Genomic DNA, 17,157 nt, shown 5'->3' with positions numbered 1-17,157 from the left:
CCTTTGGTTTTTGACACTGCGTTTGGGGTTAGCGCTAGGGGCTAGCGCTTCAGACTTGTGGTTAGCCTTCCATGCGAATAACAGAATCGATGGCCTTGACCGCCTCCAGTTTCTTCAGCTTGGCAACGGTCTCCTCCAGGTCGCGCTCCTTTGCGCTGTGGGTGATCACAACGAGGCGCGCACCATCGTTGAGCCCTTCTTGACGCACCGTCTTCAGCGATACGCCCTTGTCCGAGAACACGGAGGCCACCTCAGCCAGCACACCCAGACGATCATCGACCTGCATATCAACGTGGTAACGGGTGCGAACTTCACCGAAATCAGCGATGGGCAGGGAGGCATAGGTGGACTCCCCTGGGCCACGACCACCGAGCACGATGTTGCGGGCCACGGCCACAACGTCACCCAATACAGCCGAGGCAGTCGGACCACCGCCGGCACCGTTGCCGTAGAACATCAGTCGTCCAGCGGACTCGGCCTCGACGAAGACTGCGTTGTAGGATTCAGCAACGCTGGACAGTGGGTGCGAAATGGGGATAAGCGCGGGGTACACGCGCGCGGAAACAGATTCCTGGTTTTGATCGTCCACGAGGCGCTCACAGATGGCGAGTAGTTTGATGGTGGAGTTCGCAGCCTTTGCGGCTTCGATGTCGGCAACGGTGATGTTGCGGATACCTTCCGTATGCACGTCCTCACCGGAGACGCGGGTGTGGAACGCCAGGGAAGCCAGGATAGCGGCCTTGCTGGCGGCATCGAAGCCGTCGACATCCGCAGTCGGGTCGGCTTCTGCATATCCCAGCTCCGTGGCTTCCGCCAGCATCTCGTCGTAGCTGGCGCCGCGGCTGTACATTGCGTCCAAGATGAAGTTGGTGGTGCCGTTGACGATGCCCATGACCTGGTTAACCTTGTCGCCAGCCAGGGAGCGGCGCAGCGGGCCGACCACCGGGATGGCCGCGGCGACGGCAGCTTCAAAGAACAGATCCACACCGGACTCGTCTGCGGCGGCAGAGAGCTCATCGGCGTGAGCGGCGATGAGAGCTTTGTTTGCGGTGACCACGGACTTACCAGCGCGCAGCGCTGCTAGCACTACCTTGCGCGGATATTCAATGCCGCCGATTACCTCGATGACGAGATCGATGTCCTCACGGTCAACGAGGGAGAGTGCATCATCGGTTAGCTTTTCCGGATCTACACCCGGGCGCGGCTTGGCTAGGTCGCTGACAGCGATGCCACGTACTTCCAGCTTTCCACCAATGCGTTCGGCGAACTCATCAGCGCGCTCCTCCAAGAGACGTAGTACCTCGGCGCCGACGGTGCCCATGCCCAGCAGAGCCACACCAACGGTCTCGCCAATTCCCTTGCCTGGCTTGAATTTCTGCTCGGTCATGTCGCTCCTTTGTGGGGTCTCAGTCGAGTTCTGTCGGTAATTTTCCTTAGGTTATCGCACCAATCTACCGCGCGACTAGACAAAGCTGTCCATTACCCCTATTTTACCTCTCTTAGAGGGGGTCTACTCCTCCAAAGACAGCACGTCATCAATGGTTTCGCGACGAATCATCAAACGCGCTTCACCGTCTGCAACCCGTACCACCGGGGGCCGGGTCATCATGTTGTAGCGGGAGGCCATCGCATAACAATAAGCTCCCGTTGCACCGATCATCAGCAGGTCACCGGGGCGCACGTCCTCTGGCACCAAAGCGTCATTGACCAACACATCACCGGATTCACAGTGAGAGCCCACGATACGCGTCGGCAACAACTCCCCCGCGACCTCCCGGTTCGCCACGCGGCAATCATATTCGGCCTGGTACAGGGCCGGACGGATGTTATCGCTCATGCCACCGTCGACGGAGATATAACGACGGGAAATCCCGTCCGCCACCTCAACATCCTTCACCGTACCCACGCGGTAAAGGGTAATCATCGACGGTCCGGCGATCGCGCGTCCCGGCTCCACGTTAAGGGTCGGTTCGGGCACACCGGCCGACTTCGCCGCTTCGCGCACCTTGCTCTTAAGCTCGGACGCCACCTCTTCAACGTCGAGAGCCTCATGATCCGGCATATAGGCGATACCGTAGCCACCACCGAGATCAAGGGTATCCAGCACCGTTGGGGCGTCCGACCCCACGACCCCCACACCGCGCGACGGGTCGACAGCATGATCGTCGTGCAAGGTCTTAATGGAATCCAAAAGCTGCTTCCACAGCCCCAAAAGGCGCTCGGCGGCCAGAGCGAAACCAGCGGCTTCAAAAACCTGAGAGCCTACATGGCAGTGCAGGCCGCGCAGGCGCACGCCGTCGGCGGTATGGCAGGCCATGGCCGCATGGTGAGCCGCGCCGGAGGCAAGAGAGAACCCGAACTTCTGATCCTCGTGACTAGTGGCGATGAACTCGTGGGTATCGACGTGCACACCCGGAGTTACGCGTACTAGTACGTCCTGGGCCTTGCCCAGTTCGCCTGCAACGGCGGACAAGGACTCGATTTCTTGTAGCGAGTCTACGACGATCAGCTCCGCACCTTCGGAAACCGCAAGTCGCAGAAACTCCGGGGACTTGTTGTTGCCGTGGACAGTGATGCGTTCAGCTGGGAAGCCCGCAGCCAGTGCCACCTGGAGCTCGCCTAAAGAGGCGACGTCGAGGGACAGCCCCTCATCCATCACCCAGCGGGCGACCATCTTCGACAGGAACGCCTTGGACGCGTAGTGGACGAAGCGCCCTCCGCCGAATGCCTTGGCCAAGCGGCGACAGCGGGTGCGGAAGTCTTCCTCGTCCATCACGAAAGCCGGAGTACCGAAGGTTTCCGCGATATCGGTAATCGGCACGCCACCGATGGTGACCTCGCCTGCCCGCTCCCCCGCCGTCTCGCGGCGAAGGGTCTGCGGGTAGACGTGCGCTGGGATCGCGTTGAACTCCGCGGTGTTGGCGATGCGACGGCGCAGTCGTGTGGAGTTCAGGTGAGTCTCCGGATCCAAAGGATTCTCCTAGGTGAGTTGAGTGTGTGTTGGGTGCTGACGTGAGGGCGTCAAAAAGGAGGCAGCCGTCCTCAGTGCGCTCTGGTCTACATGCGCTCCGGGGCAGACACACCGAGCAGCTCCAGCGCGTTGGCGAGAGTCTGGCGAGCCGCAGAGGCCAGGGAGAGGCGAGCGGCGAACAACGCCTTGTTCTCTGCAACGGTCTGCTCGTCGTCGCTGGGTTTCGGCAAGATCTGGCAAGCGTCGTAGAAGCGGTGGAATGCTCCGGCCAGCGCCTCCGCGTAGCGGGCCACACGGTGGGGTTCGCGCAGCTCCGCAGCGGTCTTCACGACGGCCGGGAACTCACCCAAGGTACGGATGAGGTCGCCCTCGCGGTCATGCGTTAGTAGGGCTAGATCGGCGCCTTCACGGGTGACGCCGAGATCCGCTGCCTTGCGTCCCAGGGAGCACAAGCGAGCGTGTGCATACTGGACGTAGAACACCGGGTTGTCGTTGGACTGCGAAGCCCACAGATCCATATCGATATCCAAAGAGGAATCGACGGAGCTACGGATCAGCGCATAGCGGGCAGCATCCACGCCGATGGCCTCAACAAGGTCGTCCAGGGTGATGACCGTGCCAGCGCGCTTCGACATACGCACTGCCTTGCCATCCTTGACGAGGTTTACCAGCTGACCGATGAGCACCTCGACCTGCTCCGGGTCGTAGCCCATGGCTGCAGCTGCTGCGCGGAGACGGGCGATGTATCCGTGGTGGTCGGCGCCGAGCATGTAGATGCATAGATTATGGCCACGGTCGAACTTGTCGGCCACGTAAGCGATGTCACCGGCGATGTAGGCCGCATTGCCGTCGGACTTGATGACCACGCGGTCCTTGTCGTCGCCGAAGTTGGTGGAGCGCAGCCACCAGGCACCGTCGGCTTCATAAAGGTTGCCGTTGTCCTTGATCTTCTGGATCGCCGCTTCGACGGCACCGGACTCGAACAGGGAGTTTTCGTGGAAGTACACGTCGAACTCCGTACCGAACTCCGCCAGGGTGCGCTTGATATGGGCAAACATCAGGTCCACGCCCTGGGAGCGGAATAGCTCCTGTGCATCGTCTGCGCTGAGCTGCTGCCAGTCGGGGGTTTTTTCCACGATCTGCGAGGCAATGTCCTGAATGTAGTCGCCGCCGTAGCCGTCTTCCGGGGTAGGTTCGCCCTTCGCAGCAGCCAGCAGAGAGCGGGCAAAACGGTCGATCTGTGCGCCGTGGTCGTTGAAGTAGTACTCGCGGGTAACTTTCGCGCCGCGGGCGGTCAGCACTCGTCCCAGCGCATCGCCCACGGCGGCCCAACGTGTGCCACCCAGGTGGATGGGGCCAGTTGGGTTTGCAGAGACGAATTCAAGGTTGATGGCGGTTCCGGCGAACTCATCGCCGTGGCCGAAATCTGCACCGCTAGCGAGGATCTGCTCGACAATCTTGCCTTGTGCAGCAGCGGCCAGGCGAATGTTGATAAAGCCTGGGCCTGCAACGGTGGCCTCGTCGATACCGTCGTGGCCGGCGAGGGATTCCGCGAGCCAGGTACCGAGCTCACGAGGGTTCGTACCGGCCTTTTTGGCGACCTGCATAGCGATGTTCGTTGCGTAGTCGCCGTGCTCCGGGTTGCGTGGGCGTTCCACGGTAGCGCCTTCCGGCACCACGGAAGAATCCAGGCCGTGGGCATCCAGGGTCGTGCGGGCAGTTTCGGTAATCAGTTCAGACAATTCAGCAGGAGTCACAGCATTAAACACTAGCAGTGGAGTCGAGCCGCTCACGCAGTGGTGGAGGTGATTAAACTACTGCCCTATTGCAGTGCTAGACTTTCAACCCGTATTGACGTGAACTTAAAGTGAACCGCCAATACGACGCCTTCGTAGCTCAGGGGATAGAGCACTGGTTTCCGGTACCAGGGGTCGTGAGTTCGAATCTCGCCGAGGGCACGTTGTAAAGCCTCGGGACATCGCTTTTGATTTTGTTCCGAGGCTTTTGCTTTTGGATTGCCCTAGTGGAGGAAGTTACGTTTTCCGCTTTAACCGGGGCAGCGTCATGGCTTTAACTCCGGCGAGGATATGGCCACGATGATCCGCATGCTGGGTATTCTTAAGAAAATTCTTTTTATTTCTCAAGGAGATCGACCATGCGCCGCGCGAGTACTTTCGCTCTGGTTTTAACATCCGTCCTTGCCCTGTGTGGTTGTGGTTCCGGCGGGGATGACTCAGGGGATGTGCAGACCACTACCGTAACTGCGTCCCCAGAAACCACGACAAGTACGTCCAAAACGAAGAGCTCAGAAGCTAAATCCCCCACCCCCACTCCGGGCGGTCCACAGCAAAAGACGACCACGAACGGTGAGGCTGTCATTGGGCACACTGAAGCTCCAGGTCAGGCTGCCCCTTCAGTAATGAACAAGACAATCGCATCCTGTGGCGATCCCTCACTTCACGAAACTGGCACAACATTCTTTACCGATGGGACGTCAGGTTGGACTCAGACCTGTGCCAACAAAATGATGGCCGCTCGTCCCGCCGAGCCGGCTCCCGCCCCAGGCGATTCCTATTACGAGGGCTACAACGATGGCTATAGCGACGCACAGGACTACGACTACGGGTACGAGGAAGGCTACTGAGAGAATTAAGCTTCAGAAGCTCCCGATCCTGAGTTCTTTACGCTCTCGATACTCTGAAAATTCACGTTTGGAATCCGCGAGAATCGATCCTCGTCACAAGTCAGCACGATGATCTGATTGTCCCTACCCAGCGCACCGAGCACCTTGTTCATACTCTTCGACCGATCAGTATCGCTGAACCCCAGAACGTCGTCCAGGAAGATCGGCACACCGCTGCCATCGTGACCCACCAGCCGGGCAATCGCGAGGAGCTGCAGAATCTCCACCTGCTCCTGTGCACCTCCAGAGAGCTGTTCTTTGTCCAGACGCACACTGCCGATTGCGCGGCTTGAAACTTGGAACTTCTCGTCCACATCCAGATCCACATCGCTGCCGAAGACCATCCCAGAAAGCTTATTCAGAGCCTTTCGATAAGGCTCGGAGTACTTCTCCTGCATCCGCTTCCGCGATGCCTGAACCACCTCGTGCAACAGCTCCGCAGCATCCGCTTGCCTGCGCAATCTAGTAACCACACCCTTAAGGCGCTTCACCTCCGTTTCTGCTCGCTCCTTCGTATCTGCAGAGCCCCGAGCCTGTCCAAGCTTCGCATTCATTGCAGCGATATTCACACAGCATTCCTGCATTTGCTGACTGAGCATATTCAGCCGGCTTTGTGCCCCGTCGAGGCTTGCCTGCGCATCCGTAACGTCCCCAAGCTCTCCCACTTCTCGGCGCTTTGATTCCAATTCCGAGCGCGCCACTTCCACGGCCGCAATTGCCTGCGTTCGTTTCGTGCGTAGGTCTTCATCGGAGTGACGTTGACGAGCCGCCTCCAGATTCTTCGATGTCGCATCCAACTGCTGCTGCAGGCTCTCAACCTTCGCCTCATGTTGGATTTTCCGCTCGATTGCGTCACTGTTTTGCAGTGAAAGTAGCCGCTCACTGGCCGCATCGCGATCCCGGGTCGCTACCTCCAAGGCAGCGGTGGCTTCCGCATCGTCGATAGTCCCATCAGGCTCCGCATTGGCGTCACTTCGCAAGCTACCGCAGCTCTTCCGTAGGTCTTCCAGTTCGGCAGTAAGGCTACTTACCAGACTGTTGAGGTCAGACATCGAGCGCTTGCCAAGAGTGGCCTTGAGACTGGCTCGCAGGTCACGCAGGTTCTCCTCCTCCTCGTTACGTGCTCGCACAGCGCGTCCGAATTCCTCCAAAACTTCAGCGCGGGAGTCCTCCAGATCGATGTGCTCGCGCCCAACTGATGAAAGCTCCGCATTGACCTTCTGTAGCGCCTCGGTGACCTTCAAGTCGAGGTTGCTGGAATCCTGCGCTGGAGTCACACATACTTGGTATTCACCCAGCCCCACCGTCCATTCGGTGGTGACTTTCTTTTCCAGACCACCGTCCCCCAGTACCCTTTCCACCCCATCATCCACGACCGTGCCTCCGATCGGCCCGGTAATGTGCACGGCAGTCGCTCCGACATCGCGAATCTTGATCTGTGCTTCTAGATCCGAGATCGCTTCACGAATCCTCTGCTCCGCCTTGGGCGTTGCGGGGTCGCGATCTACCTTCTGTGCCAGCTCCGTGACCTTGGAGTCCAGCTCGATGGCATCATCGCGTTCCTCTGCAGCGCCATCCAGCTGCTCCTGCACCTCCGCTTCTTTCTTCAGCGCAGCAGCCAGCTTGGCACGCTTATCCGCCAATGCATAGGCAACATGGGCACTATCGAAGGCCTTCTGGGCTTCATTGCGCTCAGCCTGTTGTTCGTCGGCTTTCTTTTGGACGCCGCCAAGTTCCTCGGTCGCCGTCTTCAGTGACTGCTCCTGCTTCTCCAGCGCTGACTTCAGATTTTCCCGAGCTTCGAAGGCGTCGTCCCAACGCCCGACCTGATCGTGTTTCAGATCCAACTCGTTTTCCAAGGTGCGGAGAGTCTCCGCAACCTTCTTCGCGGCTTCCAGCCGCTGGACGCACTCGTCGTACTCCTTCTGTGCATCCGGTAGGTCGGCCTCCGCCTCCGCCCGCTGGGTCTGCAGGGATTCAATGTTGCGAATTGTCCCTTGAGCGTTGTTGTAATCACTCTCCGCAGTTGCCAGAGCTTCTTCCGCACTAGCAAGTTCCGCCTCGGCCTTCGCCAGTTCTCCCCTGGAGTTTCGGTTGCTTCGCCGATCCCGTAACTTCCTGTCCTCTTCGTCGATCAGGCGAACCAGTCTCTCTGCTGCTCCCTGATCGTCTTCACGGATGCCACCAACGGCGCCTACTGTGGCGTCATGAGCCTCACTCCCTTCCCCCACAGCGCGATCACCGGCAGTTCGAAGAGCTGAAGAAAGGGCGGGAATTGCAGTGAAATCTAGGGCATCCAAGCGTTCGCCCTGACTGACGAACAGCGCCTCGCGCAGCGCAGAATCTATGTTCTCGTTTAGTAGCGCGTTGAACTTTTCCATCGCAGCGACACCGTCGTAGTTACGTACGGAAGGACGCAGCACATCCAGCTTCGTTTTCTTTTTCTCGAAGTCCTTGGTGTACTCCACCTGGTACTCGCCAAGGCGCATGCGGGCGGTGATTTTCGGTTTTGAGCCTCCACCTACGGGGAAAAAGACACTAACCTTCCTGGAACCTGTCGAAACCTTCCAATCGGAAAGCAGCAACCCAAAGGCATTCATCAAACTGGATTTGCCGGCCTCGTTACTGCCGTAAACAACGGTCACTCCCGTCGCTTTAGGAGTGAAATGGGCAGAGCTGATACCTGCAAAGTTGTAGACTTCCAGGCTTTCCAAGACAAAGCTGGCCTGGTTAGAAGTTGTCATCTTCCTAAACCGTTCCTCTCCCCTAGTTGCCCTTCTCCGCGTGCTTGGCCAGCCGCACCAGCAAGCGCAGTGCATCCTGTGCACACTGGGATTTCCGCACCTGCTCTGGATCCTTACTCTTGATTTCGGCTATTGCCTTGAGTTCATGTGCTGCCTCACCAATAAAGCCCTGACCCAGCAGCCCTTCAGATAGCTCATCCTCATCGGGAATAACGTGCACATCCATTAACCGATCGCGTTCATATAGAGCTGCGAAGGTCGGCTTAAGTTTGGCTACTCGTTCATCCAAGTAAGCAGCATCGTGAACGGATAGCATCCCCTCCAGCGAGTATTTGATAACGGTGGTGCGCTTGGCCTCGATAGCTTCCAACCGCCCCAGGAATTCATCAATATCCTCCGTTGAGTTCACTGTCGCGGCCACAGCCCTCAACGTCCACCCTCCCACCGGAATCTCTTCAACCTGCACCTGTGCCTGCTGCTCGGGGCGCGCCGGATCCACTGCAATGTCCACCACCAGCACGTTGCCAGAGTTCGATTCACCTCGGCCGTCCTCATCAACGAAAGCCGTGGCCTCGTGCGCACCGGAGTACCACACTCGTGCCTGGGTGCCGTCTGCATCTAGCGGCATCGTCGAGTGCGTATCTCCTAGCGCCACATAATCCACTTTGCGATCACGGCAGGCCTGGGCTGCATTGTCCACGTCGATGCAGTCGAGATCGTCTTTTTCACCAAAAGAGCTCACCCCACCATGCCCGACCAATACTCGAATACCTGCCCCCTCTATCGGCTCTAGCCCGCTCAGAGCGGCTGCAACCAGATCCTGTTCTGCGCTTTTCCCCCGCAGCGGCGCTCCCACGATTTCTAAGGTCGCACTCCCCTCGCGGGCTCCATCGGAGTTCGGCACCGCAATTGGCTGCGTGTCCTTGAGGACGAAAACGTTCGTCAACTCGTCGAATTCTTCCCTGTGGTACACGCTCGCCGCGTCCAGCGGATCGTGGTTACCTGGCAGTAGAAAAACGGGTACCGCTGAGCCTTTCAACACGTCGATGGCTCGACCGTAGATTTCTGGTTTCAGCAAGTTATTGTCAAAAACATCGCCTGCTACCACTACTGCGTCGCATCCCTTTTCCCGTGCGAGCTCTAGCAGCTTCTCAATCGTAGATAGCCGCGATTCATCAAAACGCGACTGCGCCTCAGCACTTAAGTAATGCCTCTGCATCCCCAGTTGCCAGTCCGACGTGTGCATAATCCGCGCCCGGTGCGCGGACATTGCCGTCATTGGTTGTGCCATATCTTCCGCTACCTGTTCTTCCCGATCTCGTCGCTTTTATCGCGATCTATTTCGCCGTTTGCTCGTTCCGCTGCGTGATCCGTCGCCCTGTCGCTTGTCTCGCCCGTAGTTCTATCAACTGTGTCGGACAACCTAGTTTTATAATAGAACATAGGTTCGGATTTCTCGAGGGTTTCAAAACAAACTTCCAGCTCATGCGTCGCTTTGAGCTGATCCACCGCATGCCACGCGACCGAACGCATAGCCTCATTCAGCGCCTTCTGGTCCCCCTGTTCCAACCCGGATTCCCAACTCAACGGCTCCCAATCGACCGGCTCTGCCGCGGTGCCCCAAAACTCTGCCGAGTCCACCTGTTCTGACTGTTGTTCCCGCACCGTTCCGGCATTGCGCGCCTGAGGCTGCTTTCGTGGCGACGCCCCCACACCCCCGTTGCTCCAGCCCTGTACCGGGCGCAGCAGCTCCTGCGCATTCAGCCCCCGCCATCGCAGCAGAATACTGGGGTCCTTTTCCAGTCGCTCCGCAGCAGAATAAGCCAATGCCACCACATGCTTGCAGATCGCGGACTTATCCGGGCACGTACAGCTCACCCGATTGACATGCCCGGGATGCAATAGCACTGAAGCCACATCCATACCCGGCGCGCCACCGCCCAGGATGGAACGAATATGCGAGCTATCGGAAAGCATCTCATCGTATACAAAGTCACGCTGCCGATCCGTGAGTTTGCGCAGGTGAATCGAAGTTTCAAAAGGCTCCAGCTGAGAACCGTCAACAAGGCCGGCAACCACGTTCTCGGCAAACTCCACGCTCAGTACCTTGCCGCCCCGGAAGTATTCCCGGCCACGCGCCAAGCGCCCCGAGTCCGTAGCTTTCGATACGGCCTCCATTAACTGCGAGCTTGCCCAGCTATCTTCCCCACGTATATGCGTGCCATGGGCATCCCGCAGCCGGTCCATTTCCTGTCGTCGTCTAGCCCCAAAATCGGCGAGCACCACATTTTCGCCCCATGTCGCGTCTGTGCGTGAGCGCCTTCTCGGTGGTTTGCTAACCATCGTTTTCCTCCAGCTGGGTGGACTCGCGCAGCTGAAGGAGTTCACTCAGCTCGGCATCGCCAAGATTGGCGATCCAGCCCTCGCCTGCGCCGACGATATCGCCCGCCAGCTCGCGTTTGCTCATAATAATGTCGTGGATTCTCTCGTCGATGGTGCCCTGTACCACGAGCTTATAAACCTCCACGGACTTGTTCTGTCCAATTCGGTAGGCACGGTCGGTGGCCTGATCCTCAACGGCTGGGTTCCACCAGCGATCGATATGGATCACCACCGACGCCTCGGTCAGCGTGATGCCGGTGCCGCCTGCCCGCACCGAAAGGATCATAATCGGCGGTCCGTCCGCACTCTGGAAATCGTGAACCATCCGCGTGCGCTGTGTGCGCGACAGCCCGCCGTGCAGCACGGGTACCTCCACACCAAAGGTGGCCTCCAGCTCTGGTGCTAGCATCTTTCCAAACGTCGGGAACTGCGTAAACATCAGCACCTTTTTGCCTTCTTCTAGGGCATTGTCGGTGATTTCAAAGATGCGCTCGATCTTCGCCGAGCGATGTTTCCCCTCGGCCAGGATCCCCGACCCGTCGCCTGCGTAGTGTGCCGGATGGTTACAAATCTGTTTGATCTTCACCAGCGCCCCCAGGATATTCGCGCGCCGTTTGCCACCGGGTAGCTGCAGGCGCATCTCCATATCCTTAATGAACGACTCGTATAGCGCAGCCTGCTCCCTGGAAAGGGGAACGCGCTCCACAATGTCTTGCTTCTCCGGCAAATCCAGCCCAATCGCCGCATCGTCCTTCAACCGACGCAAGATAAACGGCTGAACCAAGCCTCGTAGCCTGCGCTTCGCTTCGTCATCTCCATAGCGCTCGATGGGTATAGCCAGGCGATTTTGAAATGCCGCTGCGGATCCGAAGATTCCGGGATTTGCGAAATCCATGATCGCGTACAGATCACTCAACCGGTTCTCCACCGGTGTACCCGTTAGCGCAATATGTGTGGCCGCTGGCAGGGAGCGCACTGCCCGGGACTGTTTTGTCGCCGGGTTCTTGATCGATTGTGCCTCGTCGGCTACCACCCTGCCCCACTGAACCTGCTGGTATCGGGCGGTATTGCGCGCCACTCGACCGTAAGTTGTCACCACCAGATCCGGTCGCTTCATTCCGCTTTCCTGCCCTTGGATTGTGGCGTCACCAAATTCTTTATCGTCCAACAACCCCGAACCGTGATCGACTAAGACCTCCAGATCCGGCACATGCAATGCAGCCTCCGCACGCCAGGCTTCCACAACTGTGGTGGGTGCCACGACTAAGGTGGGGCCTTCACAATCGCCAGCCTCGCGCTCCCATGCCAGTAGTGCCAGCACCTGCAGAGTCTTTCCCAAGCCCATATCATCGGCCAGAATCGCGCCGATGCGGTGGCGGTGCATCCAAGCCAACCAGTTCAAGCCCCGTCGTTGATGGTCGCGCAGTGTTGTCTGTACAGCGGCAGGCACATCTACGGGCTCAGGCGGATCCAACTGCGCTTCTCCGTCCAGCAGCCTTGCGACCCATCCGTCGGCTTCCACGCGAAACTCGTGGTCAGCATCCACTATCTCAGCGGCGCTCAGCAGATCGGCTTCCAGGATGTCGCGCACGCGCACAGTGACATCCCCAACAGTTTTTTCCTTCTTATCCTGCTGTTTCGTAACCTGCGCAAACCACTTGCGCGCAGCCAAGAGGGATTCCTGATCTAGGAATACGTACTCGCCGTTGATGCGCACAATCGCCTCAGCCGCGTTCAGCAGCTCTTGGCGCGTCACCTCGTCGAGTCCCTCGCCGGCACCGTCAGCGCCATCAGCGTTACCCAGGCTGACCTCCCACGAGAAGTTCATCAGCTGATCCATGCCTAGCTTGCCAGCACCCGGCCCCTGGCCAACCGGCGTGGCTTTAGCCTTGACCCGCGGTCGCGCCTTGCCCCACCCGCGTGGAATCATCACCCCGAACCCAGCCTTACGCAGCGCCGCCGCCCCGTGATCCAGGAAGCTTGCCAGCTCGGAGATCTCCAGACTCGTCCCCAAGGTCGGCTGTTCGCTCGGCAGCTCTTCTGGACGCCACCATCTCCGCCCCTGCGGATTCGCGCCCATGTTGAGCCATGCCAGGAGACTGCGCAAATGCGGTTCGAAATCCGGCCATACATCTCCGGCACGATTGAGACCGCGGATGATCCTTACCTTTAACTCTTCGCCCACAGTGGCAGGGTTGATTGGCTCAGCAGGGCCACCATTCATCGAATGGGCTATTTGCAACCACCACAACGGTGCTATGGTCGCATCGTCCTCACCCGCACCCTTTTGCTCGTCGGTTTGTTCCACTTCGGAGGGGGTCGACAACAAGAACAGCAACTGTCCAGCCTCCGCCTCCGCCTCCCGCCGCCACTGTCCCAGGCTGGCTACGGTGCTGGCTCCGCCTCTTCGAGTTGCCGTTCCCGTAGCGAGGGCGCGCACGAAATCCGACGTGAACTCCATGGGCTCGCGGCGCAAATGTGCCACGGCAATCCAGTGGGCGAACTCATCGGCCAGGCGCTCCACCACATCTTCTCCCCCGTTGCGCGTCAACACCCCGGGCACGCGTTCGCGGAACTGCTGCAACACGCGCATGTGATCGCCGGCGGGCGAAAGAGTCCAGCGCGGGAACCACTGATCGTCTACGCGTTCCATGCGCATCATCACACGCCCGGCAAGTACTGCTTCTTCAACGAAAGCACAGAGGTTCATAAGGAATTTAAGCTCCGGGGCAAACCCATCAATCAGCCCGACCTTAGAGGCAGTTTCTTCGATTGTATTTTTATGCGCATATTCACATAACTGCCCCATCAGAGCAACCGATTCTTCGGGGGTCAAAGCTACCGCGGGTACCGGCAATTCCTTCACCCTTCCCCGTGGCGTAGAAAGCCAGATTCCTCCCCTATTACGCCAGGGATGCATCCCCAGAATATCCATACAAACCGCTGGTAGATCCCCTGTTTCCAGCTCGTCAATATCCATTACCACCCCATGCCCCTCGACACGCTCCACCCACAACCACAGCCCGCCCGAAGTTGGTGCAACTACGTGCATTTGATGCGTGAATCCCATGCTGGAAGTTTTACCATGTACGCCGGACACCCCTCGAAGCGCGACTACGTTCGCTAACGTGGATGTCGAGTTGTGCGCGTCACACTTGCGCGCGCCTTCTACACTTCGGAGCACAGAGAGCCCGAAAGCTGACGTATAGAACTTATACATTCAACTTGAGGAGATGACTGTTCGTGGCTGACCAAACATGGTTTGTCATAGCCATGGTGATCTATCTGATCGTCATGCTGCTGATTGGACTTTATAGTTTCAACCAGACCGACGAGTACGAGGACTACATGCTCGGCGGACGAAACCTACACCCCTTCGTTGCCGCCTTGTCCGCTGGCGCCTCCGACATGTCCGGCTGGCTCCTTATGGGCCTGCCTGGCGCGCTGTACATGCTCGGATTCTCCGAGATGTGGATGGCCATCGGCCTCCTCGTCGGCGCTGCGGTCAACTGGATCATTACCGCACCTCGCCTGCGCTCCTACACGGAAGTGGCGAATAACTCGATCACTATCCCCTCCTTCTTGGAGAACCGCTTCCACGATCGCAGCCACTTCCTGCGTATCGCTGCGGGCATCATCATCCTGGTGTTCTTCACCTTCTACGTGTCCTCCGGCATGGTTGCCGGTGGCCGCTACTTCGAGTCCACCTTTGAGGGCGACTACTTGACCGGCATGATCATCATCGCCGCCGTCACCGTTGGCTACACCTTCGTCGGCGGCTTCCTGGCTGTGTCCTTCACTGATACCGTCCAGGGCTGCATCATGTTCGTCTCTCTGCTGCTGGTGCCCGTTATGGCGCTGCTGCACATGGATGACCCGGGCGCTATCTGGACTTACCAGCTTGAGAACGCATATGGTCTCGAGTCCATCGAACCCAACCCCGACTGGTTCTCCCTGTTCACCGGCGTATCCTTCGTCACCATCATCTCCAACCTGGCATGGGGCCTGGGCTACTTCGGCCAGCCACACATCATCGTGCGCTTCATGGCACTGCGTGGCCCGTCCGATGCTCGCGCAGGTATGCGTTACGGCGTTGGCTGGATGTTCCTCTGCCTGGTCGGCACCGTCATGGTTGCCATCATCGGCCCGGCTTTCTTCGGCATGGATCCTTCCATCGCAATCACTGACCAGGAGAACTTCGAGACGATCTTCCTGGACATGGGTCGCATCCTGTTCCACCCACTGCTCGCAGGCCTGATCCTGACCGCCGTGCTGGCCGCGATCATGTCCACAATTTCCTCCCAGCTGCTGGTTGTGTCCTCCGCTCTGATCGAGGACATCTACAACGGCCTTATCAACAAGAACGCCTCCGACCAGTCCCTGAAGAACCTCTCCCGCATCGCCGTGCTGGTTGTTGCCCTGCTGGCTGCATTGATTGCACTGAGCCCGGACTCCGGAATTTTGGGTCTCGTCGAGTTCGCCTGGGCTGGCTTCGGCGCTTCCTTCGGCCCGGTCATCCTGGGTGCACTGTTCTGGCGTCGCCTGAACGCCGCAGGTGCAGCCGCTGGCCTGGTCACTGGTGCAATCGTCGCCTTCCTCTGGGGTGGCCTGCCACAGTTCGGCGTCATCGACAAGCCATTCGACCTGTACGAGATGATTCCGGGCGTTATCCTGAACGTGATCGTCATGGTCGCCGTAACCCTGATGACCAAGGCTCCGTCCAAGGAAATCACCGATACCTTCGACCAAGCAATCAAGCTGTCCAAGGTTGCTGCCAAGAAGGATATCGACTTCGAGGAAGCCGCAGAGGTTGCCGCCAAGTAGCCTTCGCAGGCTAACCGCCCAAAATAGGGGCGAACCTTTCTAGCGTCGCTGCAGTATAAAGCTGCATGCGGCGCTTTTTCTTTTACTCCCTCCACCCTTCCCCTTTCACCTCCTACTGCTTATTTCTGGTTGTACTGCTATTTGGGGTTTATTGGGTGGTGACGCCACATTCTCCCCGCCCGCAGGATCAGCGCACCGTCGCAGAGTACCTACAACACATTCACCAGATCCCCGCCCGACCGCGGGTACTGGGATATTCTCGCGATCGCTTCGGCGATGGCTGGGGGATGCAGGTCACCGAACTTGGCACTTGCGATACGCGGCACCTGTTGCTGGTGCAAGCATTCGGGGGCTCTACTGGAGGGTGTGCGAGTACTCGCGGAAGAGACAGGGCAATGGAGCAAGGGGGCGTCGATCCCTATACGCACCGCACGATGAACCGCCATAACGTCGATGTCGACCATATCGTTCCGCTGGCTGCTGCATGGGATCTGGGCGCTTATGCATGGCCGGACGCACGTCGCCGAGAATTTGCGAACGATACGTTGCGCAACCTGGTACTCACAGCTTCCGAGGTCAACCGGGAGAAGTCAGACTCGACCTTGAGTGAATGGCTGCCTCCGGTGAATCAGTGTGGCTACTGCGCACGCTTTGTTCGGGTGATCGGTGAATACGGTCTTGCGATGACTGTGGCGGATTTGCAAGCCGCCCGAGATGCCTGTGACTTGTAGTCCACATCAGCGAACAAAGATTTTAGGCTAAGGCACTTTCAAAAGGCCCGTCAAAGTGACAAGTCACCAATCAATCTGCCAGAGTAGGAGGCATGTCTACCCTTATTGTTGCACTTCACGTTCTGACAGCGATCCTGCTGATCGGCCCCGTAGCGATTGCTTCCTCCATGTACGCGCCCCAGTTCCGCAAGGCACAATCCGGTGATCCCGCGGCCGTCGGCGCGCTGCGCCTGGTGCACCGCATCACCCGCTCTTATGGCTTTGTTTCCTTGCTGGTCCCGGTGCTGGGCTTGGTCGCATTCTTCACTGTCGATGGTGCGATGAAGAACCATGCACTGCACTTCGCCCTACTTTTGGCCATTATCGCCTGGGGTGTGCTGATTACCCTGGTTATCCCCCGCCAGCGCCAGGGTTTGGTGGTCTTGAACGCCGTGGAGGCTGGCGACGCCCCTGCCTCCGAGGCTGAGACTGCCAAGGCAACTAAGGCAGACGCCTCTAAGATCCCAGGACAGGCTGCTATGTTCGCCGGCATCTTCAACCTGCTGTGGCTAATCACAGCGATCCTGATGTTCTTCTAAACCCCAAGGGTTTCAAAAAATCCCGCGCAGATGCCTTTCAGGCAACCTGCGCGGGATTTTTGTATAGCTATCCGGCGCTGTAGACAGACTGCGCAGACACGAATCGCGCGTCGATGTCGCTGGATCAGGAATCTGTTAAAAGCAATAATTCCCATTACGGAAAACGTCCAGGTCAGAGCGTCGCCAAAATTCTCTTCTTCGCGAGAGGCTCGGCAGATTCACGATATAACGACATTTCTGCCCC

General features: G+C 58.5%; 11 protein-coding genes and 1 tRNA gene. 5 read left to right on the top strand and 7 right to left on the bottom strand.

Annotated features, from left to right (window positions below):
* Positions 1–61 precede the first annotated feature (61 nt).
* From AC05K6_RS00720 to argS, 3 genes are all read right to left on the bottom strand, one after another.
* Positions 62–1,387, bottom strand: a complete 1,326-nt coding sequence (locus AC05K6_RS00720; RefSeq protein ID WP_476727483.1) for a homoserine dehydrogenase — start codon at positions 1,385–1,387, stop codon at positions 62–64.
* Positions 1,388–1,510: 123 nt separating this feature from the next.
* Entirely contained in the window at positions 1,511–2,926 is a 1,416-nt protein-coding gene (lysA, locus tag AC05K6_RS00715) for a diaminopimelate decarboxylase (RefSeq protein WP_476727718.1), read from the bottom strand.
* A 131-nt stretch (positions 2,927–3,057) separates the two neighbouring features.
* On the bottom strand, positions 3,058–4,728 hold the full coding sequence (argS, locus tag AC05K6_RS00710) for an arginine--tRNA ligase (protein ID WP_476727482.1): 1,671 nt from the start codon (positions 4,726–4,728) through the stop codon (positions 3,058–3,060).
* Between the two features lie 128 nt (positions 4,729–4,856).
* Here argS and AC05K6_RS00705 point away from each other — a divergent pair.
* Positions 4,857–4,929 (top strand) — tRNA-Arg (locus tag AC05K6_RS00705).
* Between the two features lie 461 nt (positions 4,930–5,390).
* Entirely contained in the window at positions 5,391–5,615 is a 225-nt protein-coding gene (locus AC05K6_RS00700; RefSeq protein ID WP_476727481.1) for a hypothetical protein, read from the top strand.
* A 5-nt stretch (positions 5,616–5,620) separates the two neighbouring features.
* Here AC05K6_RS00700 and AC05K6_RS00695 read toward each other — a convergent pair whose 3' ends face one another.
* The 4 genes from AC05K6_RS00695 to AC05K6_RS00680 form a co-directional block, all read right to left on the bottom strand.
* Positions 5,621–8,398 (bottom strand): ATP-binding protein, encoded by a 2,778-nt coding sequence (locus AC05K6_RS00695; RefSeq protein WP_476727480.1) that lies wholly within the window; start codon positions 8,396–8,398, stop codon positions 5,621–5,623.
* A gap of 22 nt (positions 8,399–8,420) precedes the next feature.
* Entirely contained in the window at positions 8,421–9,689 is a 1,269-nt protein-coding gene (locus AC05K6_RS00690) for a metallophosphoesterase family protein (protein ID WP_476727479.1), read from the bottom strand.
* 8 nt (positions 9,690–9,697) lie between these two features.
* A complete protein-coding gene (locus AC05K6_RS00685; protein WP_476727478.1) occupies positions 9,698–10,576 on the bottom strand; it encodes an SWIM zinc finger family protein in 879 nt (292 codons plus the stop codon).
* Between the two features lie 157 nt (positions 10,577–10,733).
* Positions 10,734–13,850 (bottom strand): DEAD/DEAH box helicase, encoded by a 3,117-nt coding sequence (locus AC05K6_RS00680; RefSeq protein ID WP_476727477.1) that lies wholly within the window; start codon positions 13,848–13,850, stop codon positions 10,734–10,736.
* Between the two features lie 173 nt (positions 13,851–14,023).
* Here AC05K6_RS00680 and putP point away from each other — a divergent pair, with 173 nt between their 5' ends.
* The 3 genes from putP to AC05K6_RS00665 all read left to right on the top strand — a co-directional run bounded on the left by putP (position 14,024) and on the right by AC05K6_RS00665 (position 16,913).
* On the top strand, positions 14,024–15,604 hold the full coding sequence (gene putP, locus AC05K6_RS00675; RefSeq protein ID WP_476727476.1) for a sodium/proline symporter PutP: 1,581 nt from the start codon (positions 14,024–14,026) through the stop codon (positions 15,602–15,604).
* A 155-nt stretch (positions 15,605–15,759) separates the two neighbouring features.
* Positions 15,760–16,335, top strand: coding sequence for an HNH endonuclease family protein (locus tag AC05K6_RS00670; RefSeq protein WP_476727475.1), 576 nt, complete (start codon positions 15,760–15,762; stop codon positions 16,333–16,335).
* Positions 16,336–16,427: 92 nt separating this feature from the next.
* Complete coding sequence (locus AC05K6_RS00665; RefSeq protein WP_473963688.1) at positions 16,428–16,913, top strand: hypothetical protein; 486 nt, start codon at positions 16,428–16,430, stop codon at positions 16,911–16,913.
* Positions 16,914–17,157 lie beyond the last annotated feature (244 nt).

Source organism: Corynebacterium sp. TUM25020, assembly GCF_056388495.1.
This window is presented reverse-complemented; position numbering and strand designations above follow the sequence as displayed.